Raw genomic sequence first — 18,572 nt, 5'->3', positions numbered from 1 at the left:
GTCGTATTTAATATCGGAAGCACTTCAAAACAATGCCAGTAACGATTGAAATGCCGAAAAAGTTCCCGCGCGGACAGCAAAATCACGAAGGCCGGTAATTTACCGGCCCAGCGGAAGAAGTGCCAAGCGAAAGACTCAGTGGTTCCGGATCATTAATCACGCCAATCCTTACAGCCGACACTTTGTATTCCCCTGCTTTGGCTGATACGTCAGCGGGTTTTACCCCGGCCCAGGGTTTGTCAGGTTGGACGTTTACGTGGACGGAGACGAGGGAGCTGATCGACGACAGCAGGTTGCCGACGGCTGTTCCCGCATCAACGACCAGCGCATCGATGCCCGCCCCCACCTGCGGCACCAGGCCTGCTGTGAAGATCGTCGCTCGAAGGGCGTCCTGAATCACGCCATTGGCACCGTTGGTCAGAGTGCTGAGGATGATGTTCAGAAGGGTTCCGCCGATTCCGAGCCCCAGCAGCTTGGAGGTGACGAGGGGTGGAGGGGCCGTACCGGCCAGGAAGTCATTCAGCTTCAACGGGCCGGTAGCAACGACAATCTCGGCCACCGGCACGCCCAGGGTGCCCACCACAGTCACAACAGAGCGGGACTCGATTGTGGCCTCACGTATGGCCGCAGTCAAGGCATCCGCAACTCGAATCTCCCACTGGTTCAGGAGCTGGGTGACTTTGGCAGTGGCCTTCCCCGTCACGGTGCTGTCCAGGACCGTGTGGTTTGCCACTTGACGGTTAAGTCCCAGCGTCCCATCGGTGAGCGCTGCAATGTCTATCCGGACGGTACCGGCCGCGAGGTCGACAGCGACCGTATTCTCATTGTCGACCAGCGTCTCTTCCATGAGGGCGCGCACTGCGCCAAGGCTGGGAGCTGACAAAGTGGCCGTTGTGGAGGCCGAACTGTCCAGCAGTCCCAGAACAGGATCAAGCAGGGAGTTCAGGCCGCTGGAGATTGCGGTGGTCAAGGCACCGGGGGCAACCAAAGCCGTCAACTGGTTCGGCACATCGTCGAGCTGGGATTCTCCGCTCCTGCTGAGAGCCCCAATCGCAGGGACGCTGGTCCTTAGGTTGAGGCTGGCGATACCGTACTCCCGCGCAACGGCGGGAGTTGCAGCCAGCGTAGGCCAGCCGTTGATCAGGTCGCACGCTTGGACCGATGCGGAGGACGCCACGGCCCCGACGTCGAGGGTGACGCCGGCAAGCGACCCGGGCACGACGTTGCCCAGCGAGATCGTGGCAGCCTGCGGCGCAGTGTTGGCTCCGGTGGCCGTCCCGCCCACGTCCACAGCCCCGGACTGGTCAGTGACGAGCCCGGCGGCAGCGCGGGTTTGTCCGCTGTCCTGCGCCTGCGCCCACTGCGTATAGGTGCCCAGGCCACCAACCGGGAGCCCCAGCCCCAGGCCCGCCGTCACCGGATTAGCGCCAAGGGCCGTGACAGGCAGCTTGCTGATGAAGGCGTCCGGAACGCCTGTCACCGGAGTAGCCGTGAGAGGCAGCGGTGACACCGCACCGTCGACGTTGGTGACTGTGAGACCCTCAACTCCGGCTACGGAATTCAGGTCTGTGCCCAGCACGCTCCCCGTGAGCTGGGTGGCCGATGCCTCGCCGCTGAAGAGCGTGTTGGTGGCGCAGTCCCCCGGAGAGCCGACGCCTACGCTGCCGGCGGCCCATTCGTTGTCCACCCACGCCGCCGTGGTGACCGTAGTGGTTGCCGCCAGGCATACCGCAGCCGCCGCTGCTATCGCCAGGGAGGTGCGCGGGTTCCTGGCCGCGCGGTGGAGGAGGTTCCTGCGCGGAGATGTCATGATGTTCTCCCGGTCCGGGCCCTGGTTCGGCGGCCGGCAGCTACGGCCGCCGCGCCCAGCAGCAGGAGGCCGCAGCCCGCGAGCAGTCCCTGGAGCACCGCCGTCCCTGTGTTCGCCAGCGGTGCTGGCGGCCGCTGCCCCGGCGGGGTCACGGCGTCGTCAATGCCTGCAGCGGTGACCCCAATGCCCAAGGTCAGCGACGTGTCCGGTGGATCCTGCGAACCCGCGGGCCGGTAAAGGATGAAGCGGAGGTAAGGTGAGGGGCCGCCGCGCAGATCCCGCAAGGGAACCAGCACGTCCTGACGGTGTTCGGCCAGCGTCACCGGCGCTATGCGCGGCGTGGAACCGATGGGACAGCGCAAATCCCCGCCCAGGCCGCTGCTTCCCTGCCAGGCGACGTCGCATTCGTCCACGGAAACCAGGTAGGTCCCTGTGCCGGCAAGCCCACCGTCCGCAGTCACCTGCAGCGTCGACTCACCGCTGGGTTGGTCCACCGAAATGCCAATCTGCCAACTGAAGGACTCCCCTGCTTGAAGCGCAGGAAGGGCCAATGGATACATCGACGAAGAAAGGGACAGAAAGCCTGCCGCTCCTGTCTCCGGAACCGGAACCAATGGTTCGTCAGCCACCGCTGCGCCGGGCGCAGCGGTGGCCAGCAAAACTGCGATAACCCCCGCGGCTCTTGCGACGCGCCTGAAGCTGGCTCCCGCCATGTCATTTACGACCTTACTGTTGTGGTTTCGCCGGGGGTTCGTCGTCGACCTCCGCCTGGCCACTTGCACCGTGTCTCGGCCAGTAGGCCCATGTCACCAGCACGGTCACAGCGAGCGTTGCTGCACCCAGGAACTCCGGCCCCCGTGAAGCCATGACCCAAGCTCCTAAGCCGGGAACGGTGATCAGCACCTTCTGCGCCGTGGCCACCTCGTAGGGCAACGGGTCATCCGAAGTGTTAGCGTCGCCGCGAAGCCTTAGCGACGCTGTGGCCCCCTCCACACTGGGCGGGTCAACTGCCACCACGCGGTGGGTCACCAGGGCGGTCGCCGCATCCCGGCGGACCGACACGACGTCGCCCGGGACGAGATCCTTGGCGGTGACCTGCACGGTCAGGGACAGCGCACCGACTGGATAGAGCGGCTCCATCGATCCCGTACGGAAAACGACGAAGGACGCTTTGAAGAAAAGGCCGAGGACCAGGGAGAGGATGCATGCCAGTCCCAGCAGGGCAACGACGGAAAGCAATACCTCCCTGAACCCCCGGGCCACGCTTCCCACCCCCGGCGGGAGCCGGGTTCCGGACGGCACGGCCGCCGCCCGGAACCCGGACTCACGCCTGGCGGACATCCGAAGCACGGGTGGCGGCTACGACTGGCCTACGGTGCTGCTGAAGGTCCACAAGGGGGTGGTCCGCAATCCCTGAAGATCAACGCTTGCATTCGAAGGGAGCGTCATTGCGAAGCAAAGACTCACAGGTGTGCCCGCAGCTGCGTCCGTAGCTCCGGCCGGAAGGTTGATCGGAGTGTCCGAACGGGTGTTCAGGGTCGAGCCAACAGGAACAAGATCAGTTCCATTGGAGGAGAAGTTGGTGGCGTTGCAAAGGTCCTTGTCCACCTCCTTCTTCAGCTGGTACCGAAGAGCACCGTACAGCGCTGCAGAGTTGGTGGCTGAATCAGTTCCGTCGAGCCGGGCAGCCCCCGTCAGCGTGGCCACCAATGATTGGGACTTGTCGGAAGCCCGCAACTGCATCGGGGCGTAGACCGTCGACCCCGGCACGAGATCGTCAGCATTGACGCTGAATGTCAGGGCTCCACCGGGAGCAGTCGGCTCGTCAGCCCAAACCGCCTCGCTTGAAGTACCGGACCACGTGTTCTGCTGCATGTGGTAGACCTTGGTACCCGGGCCGCCGCCGTTCCCGCTCTGGCCGAAGACCCACTCGTTGTCCGTCCACGCAGCGAGAGTGAAGGCTGCGCCGATCCCCAAGACAAGGCCGCCGGCAAGAATAGCGCGGACTTTATTAGCCTTTTGCGAGCGCGGCTTAGCGCTGGTTGATTCAACCATGATTTCCCCCAAATTAGAATTAAACCCCGAACGGTAGGAACCGGGACACTGGTATGGGGGATTATCGATATTTCCCCCAAAAGACCGATGTTTCTACATCATCATTACTTACTAATTAAAGTCAAGTCGGTGTATTAAATGTTATCAACTGTCGCTTTCTCCGGCGGAATCGTGCGGACGCGCTCCGACGGACGCTGCCGCGCCACATTATGAAACCGAGTTGCCCCGCCGCCACGCTGTCGCTTTAGGTGGGAGTGAACCATCCGGAGCGGCCGAGAGACCTGGCTCAATGACGCCGCAGCAACCACGTCCCGGCAGACTCCTGCCGGCCGAAGGTGCTACTGCCAGGACCGATGGAAAGGAAGATTCCAGCATGTCCCAGAACACCGACCATATCCGCGTGACCCACGCCGGTTCATTGCCCCGCACCCCTGAACTCATTGCGGCCAACGCCGCCAAGGAAGCCGACGGCATCACGCCGGAATTCCTGGAACTCCTCGAAGCCTCCGTAGTGGACGTGGTGCAGCGCCAGAAGGACCTTGGCATCGACATCCCCAACGACGGCGAGTACGGGCACACCATGTCCAGCTCGGTGGATTACGGGGCGTGGTGGAATTACTCCTTCGCCCGGCTCGGGGGCCTTGAGCCAACCACCGTGGACCGCTGGGCCGAGTCCGGCGTCCGCCGCTCGTCCCCCGGCAACGTTGTCCTGACCTCGTTCCCGGACCGGCGCGACCGGCAGGCCTTCAACGAGGCCTACAGCGATCCCGCATCCGGCATCCTCACCCACCGCAGGAGCGTTGCCCAGCCCAAGATCGCCGGACCGCTGACGTACACGGGCCAGGACCTGGTGGCCTCGGACATCCGGAACCTGAGGACCGGGCTCGCCGCCGCAGGCCTCACGGATGGCTTCGTGGCCTCCCTCTCCCCTGGCTCATGCGCGCGGGTAGCCAACGAGTACTACAAGAGCGACGAGGAACTCGTCTACGCCTGCGCTGATGCCATGCGGGAGGAATACAAGGCCATCATCGAGGCCGGCCTTACGGTGCAGCTCGATGATCCGTCCCTGGCCGAAAGCTGGGACCAGATCAATCCCGAGCCGTCCCTGGACGATTACCTGAAGTTCATCCAGCTGCGCGTCGAAGCGACCAACTGGGCGCTGCGCGGCCTGCCGCAGGAACAGATCCGGCTGCACGTGTGCTGGGGATCCTGGCACGGCCCACACACCACGGACATCCCGTTCGCCGACATCATCGGCTCTGTGCTTCAGGTCAACGCCGGCGCCTATTCCTTTGAAGCGGCAAACGTCCGCCACGAACACGAATGGCGGGTGTGGGAGGACACAAAGCTCCCCGAGGGCAAGGTGATCATCCCGGGCGTTGTTTCGCATGCCACCAATGTGGTGGAGCACCCGGACCTGGTGGCGGACCGGATCGTCCGCTTTGCGGACCTCGTGGGCCGCGGGAACGTCATTGCCTCCACCGACTGTGGCCTGGGCGGCAGGGTGCACCCGCAGATCGCCTTCGCCAAGCTGGAGGCACTGGGTGAGGGTGCCCGCCGCGCCTCGAAGCGCCTCTTCTAGCCGCTCCCGCACCGACGCGCCGGCTGTGCCTTCCATCACCGGAAGGGGCGGCCGGCGTTTCGCTTGCCTGGGCTTGCTAAACTGGAGTAGGCCGACCAGGAGTTGGTCCACCCCAATCAACCGCCACTGATGTGCCGTGCCGCCGTGCGCCCATGTCCGTGGCGGCAGCAACGCCAATCCCCGCAGGAGATCCAGCACTTCATGACAGCCCTGGCACCCGAAACATTCCACGAACAGCTCATGAGCCGCCGCTACGAACCCAGCGTTGCCGCCGTCAACGAACTGTGTGATTCCCTGCAGGAGGCCAAGCCCGGAACCGTGGTGCCCTACGTGGACCCCATGCACGACGTGGAGGAATGCCGCATCATCAGCCTGTTCTCCAACATCGGCGAGGTGGATCCGTCCGGGTTCATCACCCCCGGCGACCAGGACGCTGTTACCCGCATGCTGGGGATCCAGTGGAAGCTTGGCCTGCGCCCGGAGTTCGTCATGCCGTGGAACGTCCACCCTTGGCACGTCCCGGGCGAAGCCAACGGCAAGTTCACTCCGGACCAGATCCAGTCAGGCCTGAAGCCCCTGCTGAAGTTCCTGGCCCTGGTCCCCCGCGCCTCGGTGATCGTGGCGCATGGCACCGAAGCCAACCGCCTGGCCAACCTGCTGTTGAAGACCGAGGTGCCCCTCCTCTGGCGCCGCGGCCTGAAGACCTACAAGGTCCGCTCGCTGAGCGGCCGCGCCTTCGCCGGTTCCCCGGCCCGCCAGGAGGAGTACCTGGAGGACATGCGCACTGCCTATGCAGACGCCATGGCCCGCACGGGTATTGCCAAACCTTAAGACCTGCGCCGCTCAGCCTGTGGCATCGGACTCGGTAAACGAAATTCCCGGTGCCGATTCGTCTTCGGCTTCAACCCAGGTGGTGAAGTCGGCGTACGACATCCACGAGTAGTAGTCACAGAACCTGAGACGCGATTTCTCCTGCTTTCCCACGCTTCGCGCAGCTCCTCCTTTCCTCCCCTGGCCCTTCGATTCTTTTAACCGAAATGAGGGACGGCGCATTCCAGGCCGGATACGACGGCGGGCGGTCACCTTCTCATTGAAAGGTGACCGCCCGCCGTCGTTCCCAGCCCGAACCCCTCCCTGGCAATCTGCACCAGGAAACAGTGCGGGCGTGGGCCCAGGGAGTTATTCGCCCTCGATGGCTGCCTTTGCCGTGGGGTCGGAATCGTTCAGGAACTTCTCGATCCGCTCCGGCTCTTCAGCCTCGCCGATGGCCGACGAGGCCCGGCCCAGGGAGTAGAGGGCCCGCAGGAACCCGCGGTTTGGCTCATGCTCCCAGGGGATGGGCCCCACGCCGCGCCAGCCGTTGCGGCGCAGCGCATCCAGTCCGCGGTGGTAACCCACCCGGGCATAGGCGTAGGAGTCGATGGTGCGGCCTTCCGTCCACGCCTCCTCAGCCAGGACGGCCCACAGGAGCGAGGACGTTGGGTGCTTCGCCACCAGGTCCAGGGCCTCCTGGCCGGCCTCAAGCTGCGCGTTCACCTCGGTTTCGGCAGGCAGGAGAGTGGGCTCCGGCCCCATCAGGTTCCGGCGGAACTCGTCCGACATCTAGAAGGTCTTTCCGGCCGAACCGAGCTGCTTGGTGGCTTCCACCACGCGGGCCGCCAGGCCGGCTTCGGCGGAGGCGCCCCAGACGCGGGGGTCGTAGGTCTTCTTGTTGCCCACTTCGCCGTCCACCTTCAGGACGCCGTCGTAGTTCTTGAACATGTGGTCAGCAACCGGACGCGTGTAGGCGTACTGGGTGTCGGTGTCGATGTTCATCTTGATCACGCCGTAGGAGACGGCGTCGGCGATTTCCTGGTCGGAGGAGCCGGAGCCGCCGTGGAACACGAGGTCGAACGGGTTGTCCTTGCCGATCTTCGCGCCCACCTGGGCCTGGATGTCCTTGAGGATCTCCGGGCGGAGCTTGACGCCGCCGGGCTTGTAGACGCCGTGGACGTTGCCGAAGGTCAGGGCCGTGATGTAGCGGCCGTTTTCACCGGAGCCCAGGGCATCGATGGTGGCCAGGGCGTCCTCAACGGTGGTGTACAGCTTGTCGTTGATGGCGTTTTCCACGCCGTCCTCCTCGCCGCCAACGGTGCCGATCTCCACTTCGAGGATCATCTTGGCGGCAGCAGTGCGGCCGAGCAGTTCGCGGGCGATGCGCAGGTTTTCCTGGAGGGTCTCGGCGGAGCCGTCCCACATGTGGGAGTTGAACAGCGGGTTCCGGCCGGCCTTGACCTCAGCCTCGGAAGCAGCCAGCAGGGGCAGGACGAAACCGTCCAGCTTGTCCTTGGGGCAGTGGTCCGTGTGCAGGGCGACGTTGACGCCGTAGTTCTTGGCTACTTCGCGGGCGAAGGCTGCGAAGCCCAGGGAACCGGCAACCATGTCCTTGGTGGATGCGCCGGACCAGTAGGCCGCACCGCCGGTGGAAACCTGGACGATGCCGTCGGACTCCGCCTCGGCGAAGCCGCGGAGCGCTGCGTTGAGCGTCTGCGAGGACGTGACGTTCACGGCCGGGTATGCGAAGCCGCCCGCCTTCGCGCGGTCGATCATTTCGGAGTAGATCTCTGGGGTTGCAATGGGCATGCTGGCTCCTCTGCTGAGTTTCGTCTGTGGGTGGAAGACCCTCAAGTAGACCGCTTACGGCTAGGCACCATCCTAGCCATTCCCGGACCACGAGGGTGTTTCGGGTCACCGCTCAGTAACACTCAGACGTGCTGGTTGAACACGTGCCGCCGGATCCAGGCGTGCATGGCGATGGCGGCTGCCGAGGCGGCGTTGATGGACCGGGTGGAGCCGAACTGCTCGATGGACAGGGTGGCGGCGGCGGCCTGGTGGACTTCGGGGGTCAGGCCCGGGCCCTCCTGTCCGAAGACCAGCACGCAGTCGCGCGGCAGCTCGTAAGTCTCCAGGGGAACCGAGTCCGGGAAGATATCGATGCCGATGATCGCCAGCCCCTCCCCCTGCGCCCACTGGACGAAGTCCTCGACCGTGGGGTGGTGGCGGACGTGCTGGTAGCGGTCGGTGACCATGGCGCCGCGGCGGTTCCATCGCCGCCGGCCGATGATGTGCACCTCTTTGGCGAGGAAGGCGTTGGCGGTGCGCACCACCGTGCCGATGTTCAGGTCGTGCTGCCAGTTCTCGATGGCCACGTGGAAGTTGTGCCGCCGGGAATCGAGCTCCGCCACGATCGCTTCGTGCTTCCAGTAGCGGTACTTGTCCAGGACGTTGCGGCGGTCCCCGTCGGCAAGGAGGTCAGGGTCCCAGTGGTCGCCTTCGGGCAGTTCGCCTTCCCAGGGCCCGACGCCGACCTCCGCCTTTGCGGGCTCGGCCTCCCCGGGCTCGTGGCGGGGTTCGTCTGGCAGGCCGGGCGTTTGGTTCACCCCTCAACACTAGACTGGAGCACTGGAGCATTCATCACCGGTGGAGGTAAACGTGGCAGAAGAAGACCAGGTAGCAGCAAACCCCGCGGTTTACCGCAGCGGCCAGGAGATCGAGTGCTGGCTGACGGACATGGACGGCGTCCTGGTCCACGAGAACCAGCCGATCCCCGGCGCCGCGGAACTGATCCAGCGGTGGGTGGATACGTCCAAGCGCTTCCTGGTGCTGACCAACAACTCCATCTTCACCCCGCGCGACCTTGCCGCCCGCCTGCGTTCCTCCGGCCTGGAAATTCCGGAGGAAAACATCTGGACTTCGGCGCTGGCCACGGCGCAGTTCCTCAAGGACCAGGTGCGGGGCTCAGAGTCCGGCAACCGCGCCTACACGATCGGTGAGGCGGGGCTCACGACGGCGCTGCATGAGGCCGGCTTCATCCTCACCGACCAGAACCCGGACTTTGTGGTGCTTGGCGAGACGCGCACGTACTCTTTCGAAGCCATCACCATGGCCATCCGGCTGATCCTTGCAGGTGCCCGGTTCATCGCCACCAACCCGGATGCCACCGGCCCCTCCAAGGACGGCCCCATGCCCGCCACCGGTGCCATCGCGGCCCTGATCACCAAGGCCACCGGCCGCGAGCCGTACATTGTGGGCAAGCCGAATCCCATGATGTTCCGCTCCGCGATGAACCAGATCGATGCACACTCCGAGACCACCGCCATGATCGGTGACCGGATGGATACGGACATCATCGCCGGCATGGAAGCGGGCCTGCACACCGTCCTGGTCCTCAGCGGCATCACGCACAAGGATGACATTGCCGCGTATCCGTTCCGCCCCAACCAGGTGCTGAACTCCGTGGCGGACCTGAAGAACCAGATCTAGGACTAGAAGATGCTCACCCGGGAGCCGCCCCGGGGCAGCGGGAAGAACCCGTCCAGCAGTTCCGTCACCAGGGGCCGGTAGACCTGCGGATTCCAGCCGGGGCTGGCGTGGGCGGGTGCCGCGCCGGTGGTCTGCAGGTTGCTTGAGACCATGTTGTCCTTGAAGACCACGGCCCAGGTTTCCGCCGCGGTTTCGTAGTCGACCGTCCTGTCCTTGGGGTTCCCGATATAGGCCATCTTGGCCGTGCCCAGCCTTCCGGCGAACTGGCTTCCCTCGAAGTGGTAGATATACGCGGACTCGGTCTGGATCAGGACGCTGGACGGTGCGATCGGGGACAGCTGCTCCAGGGTCTGGTCCAGGACCTGCCGCCAGCTCCGTTCGTCCTTGTGGATGATCCGTTCACCCAGCTCATACCCACCGCGCAGCGTGGACGGGAACCTGACGCCGCGCTCGTAAAGGAACACCACGCCGTCGAACCAGCTTTGGTCCAGCACGTCGTGCGCACTGTAGGGACTGGAGTCCAGGAGGATGAACTGCACCTGGACTCCCTGCAGGGCAAGGAGTCGGGCAGCCACCTGGGTGGCCAGCATCCCGCCGAAGCTGTGCCCGTAGAAGAAGAGCTTGGTGATCTTCTCTTCGGCAATGTAGTCGGTGATCGCGTTGACCACCTCCGTGATGTTCAGCCCCAGGTTGGAATATCCGACGGCGGCGAGCCGGGCGCGCTTGTTCAGCGCCCCGCGCAGGGTGTTGAGGATCCACTGTGCCTCTTCCCAGCTGGTCTTGTACCCCGGGAACAGGAACCAGCTGGCATCCGGGTAATAGGCGTCCGCGAAGTCGTCCGCAACGCTGAGGATCCTGGTGGTCCGGCGCTGCGACTGGACCTCGCGGGTCACCAGCATGTCGGCAGCCAGCAGCCCGGACGCCCCTGCACCCGCCAGGAACGTGCGCCGCGAAAAGCGTTTCAGCGCAGCCGCCTCCGCCAGCAGCCGGGCGTGGGAAACCCCGCGCCCGCCCTGCGGACTTACCTCCCCCTCATACGGCACACTCCTACCGTAAACCCACCCAAACGTACCGCCGCAACGGGCGGGGGTAACCGTTCGGTGACGCTGGGGTCAGCAGGCGGCCTGGCCCTCCGCGGCGGGGATTGGGGACGTGGGTTCCTGCCGGCGGCGATGGATCTCCAGGCCGATGTCGTTGTAGCGGCCCAGCAGGTCGGCACTGTCCTGGGTGTTTGGATTGTCGAGCAGCGCGAAGAGCGCGTCACTGGCCGCAAGGAGCTCCTCGTTGGAGTATTCCGTAAGGGGCGGCCCGTACAACTCCTCGATCCACATGACAGGAAGGTGTGGATACTCCCCGGCGAAGCGGCCTCCGGGGAACAGCTCACGGACGTCGCCGTCCAGGGGAAGTGGCTGCTCGCCGGATGGCCGGTTCAAGGAAGCATTGTGGGCAGCGGGTACCAGCTGCAGGGAAACGCCTGCACCACAGGCTCCCGGCAGCGCGTTGGCATCCAGCGCATTCAGGTCGCTGCGCAGGCCGGCCAGCGCGGTTGACTCCACCAGGTCCGCCATTGAGAGGTCAACGCAAATATGGCAGCGGATGCCCATTCGCCGGACACGGCGGATGATGTGGACCAGGTGGGGGCGGGAACCGCTGTCAAGGCTCCCCCGGACTTCAATCCGGACGATGTCTGCAGGGACATCAAAATTAACAACTGCGTCTAATGCTCGGTCCATAGGTACTCCAAAAGAGGTCTATGGCCGACGGCTCAACCTCCGCAAGCCTAACCTCCGCGGGAGCCCCTGCACAACCCAACCCTTAGGAACGGGCCGCGCGGATTACCTTTCCCGGCTCCTCATAGTGCGTCCGGGCACCGGCTCCGCCCACTGAGTCCACCAGGGACTTGGCGATGTCCCGCAGCTTGGTGTTGCTGTTGCTGGATGCCTCGGTGAGGATTTCGACGGCAGCCGCCTGGCTGCAGCGGTTCTGGGCCATGACAATGCCCACGGCGATGTCGATGATGGTGCGGGACTCCAGCGTGGCCCGGAGGTTCGACGCGCTGTCCGCATGCAGGGAGAACCGGACGGCAAGGCGCAGGGCCTGCGAAATTTCACGGGTGAAGTCCCGGGCCCTTGCCGTGGCCCGTCCTTCGAACTTCCGGGGAACATCGGAATAGAGGTTCAGGGCCGCCTTGGCCTCGCCCTGCAGGGTGAACGGGAGGGAAAGCACCGAACGCAGGCCATGGGCGGCAACGGCCGTTGCGTAATCGGGACCCCACCGGTTCTCCTCCAGCAGATCGGGAACGTGGACTTCGCGTTCCTCCTCCGCAGCAGTCAGGCAGGGGCCCTGAGACAAGGAGTACTGGATTTCGTCCACTTCCCGCGCCGAATCGCTGCTCCACCCGATGGTGGCCGCCTTGCGGTCACGGAGCAGGGTGATGCCACACAGGGCGTCGTCACCGTCGCCTGCCATCTGGTGGGCGGAGAAACGGGCCAGTTCGTTGAGGAAGTCCTCAAAATCAGCGCTTTCCAGGATGAGGTTCTGGACCTGGTCGGTTGCGCTCAAAGGCTGTTCTGGGGGGAGCAAATGCATGATCTCCAAGCAACTGAAAAGTGTTAAAGGACATCATAAAGCAGCGCCAACAGCCCGGCCAACGGCCAGCATACTTGTTCCCAGGCGATTTCCCGGGTCCGCAGCAGGACCTAGGACAGCCCCAGCTCGTCCTTGCTGAACGCAAACAGGTATGGAACGCCGGTCTCGGCTTCGATTTTTTCCTTGGCACCGGTGTCACGGTCCACGATCACTGCCACCGCAACCACGTTGCCGCCGGCCTTCCGGACGCCTTCCACTGCCGTCAGCGCGGAACCGCCCGTGGTGGAGGTGTCCTCCAGGACCAGCACCTTGCGGCCTTCAACGGAGGGGCCCTCCACCTGGCGGCCCATGCCGTAGGACTTCTGGGCCTTGCGGACCACGAAAGCATCCACGGCACGGCCGGCATCAGCGGCAGCGTGCATCACTGCAGTGCCCACCGGGTCAGCACCCATGGTGAGGCCGCCGGCGCACTCAAAGTCGATCCCGGCGTCGTCCGCCAGGGCGAGCATGACCTGGCCCACCAGCTTGGAGGCCTCGTGGTGCAGGGTGATGCGGCGGAGGTCGATGTAGTAGTCAGCCTCGGCCCCACTCGAGAGGATCACCTTGCCGCGGACCACGGCGAGTTCCTTGATGAGTTCGAGCAGGCGGGCGCGGGCAGCTGCGGTGTCTACCGCAGTGTCAGAGGGCGAAGTCATGGGCTCAAGTTTAGTGGGTGGGCGGACGGTGAGTGGGCGGGCAAAGCCTGGCGCGTGCTCGGGGCGGGGCCCGAAGGCGATGACGCGCGGCAGGACACGCCTGACCACGGGGTTGTGGCGCAGGATGAAGAAGACCAACCGCGTGATGGAGAGCGTAGTCCGGGCACCATCCCCGGCCAGGGTCGCCCCGGACAATCTCCCGGCGAAGAGCGGAACAAAAACCACCCTGTGCAGGATGCGCTGCACGGTTTGGACCACCACTGTAGGCATGCGCCGGCGGCGCTGGATTGCCGCGAGGGTCCTGGCCGGCACGTGGCCCCGCCGCAGGTCCGGGGCCAACCGTTCGGCGGCCGCCACTGCATCCTGGATGGCCAGGTTGATGCCTACGCCGCCGGCCGGTGACATCGCGTGGGCTGCATCCCCGATGCACAGGAATCCGTCGGTGTACCAGCGCTGCAGGCGGTTCAGCTTAACGTCCAGCCAGTGAAGGTCGTCCAGGCTGCGAATGGAGTCGACGCGGTCGGCGAGATCCGGACGAAGTGCCGCCACGCGCTGCCGGAACCGTTCCACGCCGCCGGCCCTGATCCCGGCATCCGAGCCCTTGGGGGCGAGGTACCCCAGCTGGTAGTAGTCGGTGCGGTTCAGGGCAATCATGGCGTCCCCGTCACCCAGCGACGGCACCACACCCGCCACTTCGCCCTGCTCGGAAGCGTGGCGCGGGAGCCTGAACCACCAGGTGTCGAACGGCACCGGGTACTCCCTGGTGCGCATTCCCGCCGCCTCCCGCAGCACTGAATGGCGCCCGTCCGCGGCCACCACCACATCTGCATGCAGCACGTGTTCCGCCCCCGGCCCGGCCCCGCCCGTGGCCCTGTAGCGCACTCCGGTGACGCGGCCGCCGTCGAACTCCAGGCCGGTGGCCTCGCTCTCCATAAGCAGGCTGAACGTCGGTTCCGCAGCGGCCGCCGAGGCGAGGAAATCCAGGAAGTCCCACTGCGGCATCATGGCCACGTAGTTGTACGGGGGCTTCAAAGAGTCGAAGGCCGCCAGGGTGACCAGGCCGGCGCCGGGGACCGGAACAGCCACGTTGTTCAGCCTGCTTTGGGGCAGGCTGCGGAATCCCGCGCCCAGGCCAAGTTCGTCGATCAGGCGGATGGTGGAGGCATGCACCGTGTCGCCGCGGAAGTCGCGCAGGAAGTCGCGGTGCTTCTCCAGGACGGTCACCTGCACTCCGGCCCGGGCCAGCAGCAGTCCCAGCATCATTCCCGCGGGGCCTCCGCCCACCACGGCACACCCTGTCCGCTCCATGCAGTTACGCTACGCCGCGCAGGGGCCGCCCGGAACAGTTGAGGGTTGTTGACAGTGCTGGCTAGGCTGGACAACATGCGCGAACTCCAGGCCAAAATCATTGAAGAAATGGGCGTTCAGCCCCGGATCGATCCCGCGGGGGAGGTACGCAAACGCGTCACGTTCCTCAAGGAATACCTGAAGGCAACCCACACCAAGGGCTTTGTCCTGGGCATTTCCGGTGGCCTGGATTCATCCCTGGCGGGCAAGCTTGCGCAACTGGCGGTGGATGAGCTTGAGGCCGAAGGCGTGGAAGCCAATTTCGTGGCCGTCCGCCTTCCCTACGGAGTGCAGCACGACGAGGAAGATGCCCAGGCAGCCCTGGACTTCATCAAGGCCAAGACGGAATGGACGTTCAACATCTCCGCCGCCGTGGACGGTTTTGAAGACGAGTTCGAAAAGACCGTGGGCTCGGAGATCTCCGATTTCCACAAGGGCAACACCAAGGCCCGCACCCGGATGATCGCCCAGTATGCGCTGGCGGGCGAGCACAACTACCTGGTGGTTGGCACCGACCACGGCGCCGAGTCCGTCACCGGCTTCTTCACCAAGTACGGCGACGGCGGCGCGGACATCCTGCCCCTGTTCGGCCTCAACAAGCGGCAGAACCGCGCCCTGCTGGCTGAACTTGGAGCGCCGGCGCGCGTCTGGGAGAAGGTACCCACCGCCGACCTGCTCGATGACCGGCCAGGCCGAACCGATGAGGACGAACTGGGCCTCAGCTACGACCAGATCGACGACTACCTCGAAGGCCGCGAGGTTCCGGACGCCGTTGCCGATTCCATCGAACAGAAGTACCTCCGGACCCGCCACAAGCGCACCGTGCCGGTCACCATCTTTGACACGTGGTGGAAGGACCAGGGCCCCGAGGAGCCCCGCGTGGGCCTCTAGGCAGCCTCGCCGGACTTCCCCACCTTTGGGGAGCACGTCTTCGGGGAGAACGACGGCGGGCGGCACCGGAAGGTGCCGCCCGCCGTCGTCGTTCGCGGCCAGAGCCGGGGAGGCTCAGCGGGGCCGCCGCCCGGCGTCGCCGCCCACGCCAAGCTGCTGCGTAATCCGGTGCGCCTCCGCCATCAGGAGGCCGCCGAGTTCCTCCTGCCGTTCCGGCTTGAAGCGTGGTTCGATGCCCGTCAACGACAATGCCCAAGCCGGTTTCCCGGAGCGGTCAAACACCGCCGCACCCATCCCCCAGCTTCCCTCCAGGACCAGGCCGGGGTTCACCGAATAGCCGGCCAGCCGGGTGCGGGCCAGGTTCTTCCGCACCAGTTCGGGAGTATGGTTCCCGGCGAACTCGCCCGCGTGTTCGCTCCAGCGCCCCAGCATTTCCTCCTGCTCGCTTTCCGGCAGGAAGGCCATGATGGCCGTCCCGGCCGACGCGACGCCAAGGGGGAACCGGACACCCTCGTGCAGGACGAAGGAGCGGACCGGGAAGCTGCCTTCCTCACGCAGCAGGCAGACCGTCCCGGCGCCGCGGCGGATGGAGAAGAAGGCGCTCTCGCCCGTGGCCTGCGCCAGCCGGCGGAGGCTGGGCCGGGCGATGTCCTCCAGGGGAAACCGCGCCGAAGCCACCGAGCCCATCAGGAGGATCTCGGGGCCCAGCACCCAGTTCCCCGTCACGGGATCATGGTCCAGCAGGCCTTCCGCGGCCAGGGACGTCAGGAGCCTGTGGACCGTGGGACGGGTAAGGCCGGATCCCCGCACGAGGTCCACCAGGGGCATTCCCTCCGAGCTCCTGCCCACCAGCCGCAGCAGGCCGGCGATCCGCGTTACCACCTGCGCGCCCTGCACCTGCATGGCCATGAACCCTCCTAATGTCCACAATATGGATACACGCCATCGTACTGTCCACACTGTAAATAGGCCACTACATGATCCTTGACAGGCGCAATCCTGCCCCCGTAGTCTCCAGACTCAGATCCCCGGCATCCACTTAGTGGACACCACCGTGCTCAACGAGGAGACGACATGAAGAAACTCCAAGCTTCCGCCGCCAGCGCCCTGGAAGGGGCCCTGCAGGACGGCATCACCCTCGCCGTAGGAGGATTTGGCCTGAGCGGCATTCCGGCCGACCTGATCGAAGCTGTGCGTGATTCCGGCGTCCGGGACCTCACCGTGGTGTCCAACAACATGGGCGTGGACGGCAAGGGGCTGGGCATCCTGATCGAGGCGGGCCAGGTCCGCAAGGTCATCGCGTCCTACGTCGGCGAGAACAAGCTGTTTGCCGAGCAGTACCTTGCCGGCAGGCTGGAGGTGGAATTCACTCCGCAGGGCACCCTGGCCGAGCGGCTTCGCGCCGGCGGCGCCGGCATCCCTGCCTTCTACACCAAAACCGGCGTGGGCACCCTGGTTGCCGAAGGCAAACCGCACGAGGTGTTCGACGGCGAAACGTACGTCCAGGAGCGGGCCATCCGGGCCGATGTCGCGCTTGTCCATGCCCACACCGCTGACACGGACGGCAACCTCATCTACCGCTACACGGCCCGGAACTTCAACCCCGTAGTGGCCACAGCCGGCACACTGACCATCGCCGAGGCGGAAGTGATCGTGGAGCCCGGCCGGCTGGACCCGAACCACGTTGCGACCCCCGGCGTCTTCGTCCAGCGGCTGGTGCAGGCGTCGGACCGGGTCAAGGACATCGAGCAGCGGACCGTCCGGCAGCGCGCCGGCCTCGTCTCCGCCTGACCGGCCTCCGACGCCGGCCACCCCAACAACGGAAGAACATCACTCAATGGAGAGAAACACCGCCATGGCCACCAGCCAGCTCGACCAGCCGGACGTCCGCCAGAAGGGCTTGGCCCTGATGGCTGAAAAGCTGGCCGGATGGACGCAGAAGTGGTTCCCGGACGCTTACATCTTCGCCCTGGCAGGCGTGCTGCTGGTGGCCATCGCGGCACTCGCCATCGGCGCCTCTCCCAAGGCAGTGGTGGACTCCTTCGGAAACGGCTTCTGGGACCTCACCGCCTTCACTTTGCAGATGGCCATGGTGGTGCTGACCGGCTACGTGGTGGCCACCTCGCCGCCCGTGGCCCGGTTGATTGACCGGCTGGCGCAGGTGCCAAACTCCGCGCGCGCCGCCGTCAGCTTCGTTGCCGTGATGTCCATGTCGGTGTCGTTCGTGAACTGGGGTTTGAGCCTGATCTTCGGCGGCCTCCTGGCGCGTGCCGTGGCCCGCCGGGCGGATCTGCACGTCGACTACCGGGCGCTCGGGGCAGCGGCCTTCATGGGGCTGGGCGCCGTCTGGGCGTTGGGCATGTCTTCCTCCGCGGCCCAGCTCCAGGCCACAAAGGCCTCCATTCCCCCGGCGCTGCTGAAGATCACCGGCGTCCTGGACTTCGGCACCACCATCTTCACCTGGCAGTCCCTGCTGACCCTGGTCATCCTGATGCTGCTGACCACCGTCATTGCCCACTTCTCCGCCCCCACGGGCGGCGCCGTCAAAACCGCGGCCGACCTCGGCGTCGACCTTGATGACCAGCCCGAACCGCCGGCCGAAAAGTCGCGCCCCGGCGAGTGGCTCGAATACAGCAGGGTCCTCCCCGTCCTGGCCGGGGTTCTGACGCTGGGGTGGCTGGTGTCCCAACTCCTGACCCTGCCCATCCTCAGCGTGGTCAGTTCACTGAACGGCTACCAGCTGGTCTTCCTGATGCTGGGGCTTGTGCTGCACGGAACCCCGCGCAAATTCCTCCAGTCCGTGACCAAGGCCGTGCCCGCAACCGCAGGCATTTTGGTCCAGTTCCCGCTCTATGCCGCGATGGCGGCCATCCTGACCAAGGCCACCGGCGCGGGCGGCCTCTCGGTGTCGGAGCATCTGGCCCATTTCTTCACCAGCATCGGCGGCAACGGGGCGTTCGCGGTCATCATCGCCATCTACACGGCACTCCTTGGCATGTTCGTTCCGTCCGGCGGCGGAAAGTGGCTGGTGGAGGCACCGTACGTCATGCAGTCCGCCACCGACGTGAACATGAACCTCGGCTGGACCGTGCAGATCTACAACATGGCCGAGGCCCTGCCCAACCTCATCAACCCGTTCTTCATGCTGCCGCTGCTGGCCGTCTTGGGCCTGCGCGCCCGGGACCTGGTGGGCTTCACGTTCCAGCAGTTCCTGTTCCACCTGCCGGTGGTCCTGCTGCTCGCCTGGCTGCTGGGAATGACGTTCGAGTTCGTGCCGCCGGTAATACCCAACTGAATTACA

At 65.3% G+C, this 18,572-nt stretch carries 19 protein-coding genes, 1 pseudogene and 1 riboswitch; of the genes and pseudogenes, 6 read left to right on the top strand and 14 right to left on the bottom strand.

The features are described from left to right. Positions 1-82: 82 nt before the first annotated feature. From LDO14_RS02910 to LDO14_RS02895, 4 genes are all read right to left on the bottom strand, one after another. Positions 83-1,810 carry a choice-of-anchor G family protein gene (locus tag LDO14_RS02910; RefSeq protein WP_134165177.1) on the bottom strand — a complete coding sequence of 576 codons (1,728 nt, stop codon included), beginning with the start codon at positions 1,808-1,810 and terminating at the stop codon, positions 83-85. Next, the gene (locus tag LDO14_RS02905; protein WP_223993681.1) at positions 1,807-2,304 is read right to left on the bottom strand and encodes a hypothetical protein; all 498 of its coding nucleotides are present in this window, start codon (positions 2,302-2,304) and stop codon (positions 1,807-1,809) included. The genes LDO14_RS02910 and LDO14_RS02905 overlap by 4 nt, the downstream gene beginning before the upstream one ends. Before the next feature lie 232 nt (positions 2,305-2,536). Further along, positions 2,537-3,151 carry a S26 family signal peptidase gene (locus LDO14_RS02900; protein ID WP_223993679.1) on the bottom strand — a complete coding sequence of 205 codons (615 nt, stop codon included), beginning with the start codon at positions 3,149-3,151 and terminating at the stop codon, positions 2,537-2,539. Positions 3,152-3,169: 18 nt separating this feature from the next. After that, on the bottom strand, positions 3,170-3,865 hold the full coding sequence (locus LDO14_RS02895; protein WP_134165179.1) for a SipW-dependent-type signal peptide-containing protein: 696 nt from the start codon (positions 3,863-3,865) through the stop codon (positions 3,170-3,172). 256 nt (positions 3,866-4,121) lie between these two features. Next, a riboswitch (SAM riboswitch) is annotated at positions 4,122-4,225 on the top strand. A 13-nt stretch (positions 4,226-4,238) separates the two neighbouring features. On the opposite strand from LDO14_RS02895, the gene LDO14_RS02890 reads away from it, so the two are divergent. After that, on the top strand, positions 4,239-5,447 hold the full coding sequence (locus LDO14_RS02890) for a cobalamin-independent methionine synthase II family protein (RefSeq protein ID WP_223993677.1): 1,209 nt from the start codon (positions 4,239-4,241) through the stop codon (positions 5,445-5,447). 201 nt (positions 5,448-5,648) lie between these two features. Beyond that, positions 5,649-6,278 carry a uracil-DNA glycosylase gene (locus LDO14_RS02885; protein WP_142069093.1) on the top strand — a complete coding sequence of 210 codons (630 nt, stop codon included), beginning with the start codon at positions 5,649-5,651 and terminating at the stop codon, positions 6,276-6,278. A gap of 12 nt (positions 6,279-6,290) precedes the next feature. Here the strand turns inward: LDO14_RS02885 and LDO14_RS02880 are convergent, their stop codons facing one another. The 4 genes from LDO14_RS02880 to LDO14_RS02865 all read right to left on the bottom strand — a co-directional run bounded on the left by LDO14_RS02880 (position 6,291) and on the right by LDO14_RS02865 (position 8,866). Next, a complete protein-coding gene (locus LDO14_RS02880; RefSeq protein WP_018771833.1) occupies positions 6,291-6,431 on the bottom strand; it encodes a hypothetical protein in 141 nt (46 codons plus the stop codon). A 195-nt stretch (positions 6,432-6,626) separates the two neighbouring features. After that, positions 6,627-7,049, bottom strand: coding sequence for a DUF3151 domain-containing protein (locus tag LDO14_RS02875; RefSeq protein ID WP_018772228.1), 423 nt, complete (start codon positions 7,047-7,049; stop codon positions 6,627-6,629). Beyond that, positions 7,050-8,069 carry a class II fructose-bisphosphate aldolase gene (fbaA, locus tag LDO14_RS02870; protein WP_018772229.1) on the bottom strand — a complete coding sequence of 340 codons (1,020 nt, stop codon included), beginning with the start codon at positions 8,067-8,069 and terminating at the stop codon, positions 7,050-7,052. Between the two features lie 122 nt (positions 8,070-8,191). Further along, complete coding sequence (locus LDO14_RS02865) at positions 8,192-8,866, bottom strand: TrmH family RNA methyltransferase (RefSeq protein ID WP_018772230.1); 675 nt, start codon at positions 8,864-8,866, stop codon at positions 8,192-8,194. Positions 8,867-8,918: 52 nt separating this feature from the next. Here LDO14_RS02865 and LDO14_RS02860 point away from each other — a divergent pair, with 52 nt between their 5' ends. After that, positions 8,919-9,749, top strand: a complete 831-nt coding sequence (locus LDO14_RS02860; protein ID WP_026266218.1) for an HAD-IIA family hydrolase — start codon at positions 8,919-8,921, stop codon at positions 9,747-9,749. Between the two features lie 2 nt (positions 9,750-9,751). On the opposite strand, the gene LDO14_RS02855 is transcribed toward LDO14_RS02860, so the two are convergent. The 5 genes and pseudogenes from LDO14_RS02855 to LDO14_RS02835 form a co-directional block, all read right to left on the bottom strand. Continuing rightward, positions 9,752-10,792, bottom strand: a complete 1,041-nt coding sequence (locus LDO14_RS02855) for an alpha/beta hydrolase (RefSeq protein ID WP_223993675.1) — start codon at positions 10,790-10,792, stop codon at positions 9,752-9,754. A gap of 69 nt (positions 10,793-10,861) precedes the next feature. Beyond that, entirely contained in the window at positions 10,862-11,482 is a 621-nt protein-coding gene (locus LDO14_RS02850) for a hypothetical protein (protein WP_026266219.1), read from the bottom strand. 82 nt (positions 11,483-11,564) lie between these two features. After that, entirely contained in the window at positions 11,565-12,338 is a 774-nt protein-coding gene (locus LDO14_RS02845; RefSeq protein ID WP_056392235.1) for a GAF and ANTAR domain-containing protein, read from the bottom strand. A gap of 110 nt (positions 12,339-12,448) precedes the next feature. Beyond that, positions 12,449-13,033 carry an orotate phosphoribosyltransferase gene (gene pyrE / locus LDO14_RS02840; protein WP_196804802.1) on the bottom strand — a complete coding sequence of 195 codons (585 nt, stop codon included), beginning with the start codon at positions 13,031-13,033 and terminating at the stop codon, positions 12,449-12,451. Positions 13,034-13,129: 96 nt separating this feature from the next. After that, positions 13,130-14,293 (bottom strand): annotated as a pseudogene (locus tag LDO14_RS02835) (FAD-dependent oxidoreductase); the annotation flags it as partial. Between the two features lie 123 nt (positions 14,294-14,416). On the opposite strand from LDO14_RS02835, the gene nadE reads away from it, so the two are divergent. Then, positions 14,417-15,271: an ammonia-dependent NAD(+) synthetase gene (gene nadE / locus LDO14_RS02830; protein ID WP_018772237.1), complete on the top strand. Its 855-nt coding sequence runs from the start codon at positions 14,417-14,419 to the stop codon at positions 15,269-15,271. A 114-nt stretch (positions 15,272-15,385) separates the two neighbouring features. Here the strand turns inward: nadE and LDO14_RS02825 are convergent, their stop codons facing one another. Then, on the bottom strand, positions 15,386-16,180 hold the full coding sequence (locus LDO14_RS02825; RefSeq protein WP_223993673.1) for an IclR family transcriptional regulator: 795 nt from the start codon (positions 16,178-16,180) through the stop codon (positions 15,386-15,388). A gap of 165 nt (positions 16,181-16,345) precedes the next feature. Here LDO14_RS02825 and LDO14_RS02820 point away from each other — a divergent pair, with 165 nt between their 5' ends. Together LDO14_RS02820 and LDO14_RS02815 are read left to right on the top strand one after the other, a co-directional pair. Then, a complete protein-coding gene (locus LDO14_RS02820; protein WP_018771680.1) occupies positions 16,346-17,062 on the top strand; it encodes a CoA transferase subunit A in 717 nt (238 codons plus the stop codon). 46 nt (positions 17,063-17,108) lie between these two features. After that, a complete protein-coding gene (locus LDO14_RS02815; protein WP_223993667.1) occupies positions 17,109-18,566 on the top strand; it encodes a TIGR00366 family protein in 1,458 nt (485 codons plus the stop codon). Positions 18,567-18,572 lie beyond the last annotated feature (6 nt).

Source organism: Arthrobacter sp. NicSoilB11, from assembly GCF_019977375.1.
Taxonomy (GTDB): Bacteria; Actinomycetota; Actinomycetes; order Actinomycetales; family Micrococcaceae; genus Arthrobacter.
Note: the sequence above shows the minus strand (reverse complement) of the source record. Positions and strands in the feature narration are given on the sequence as shown.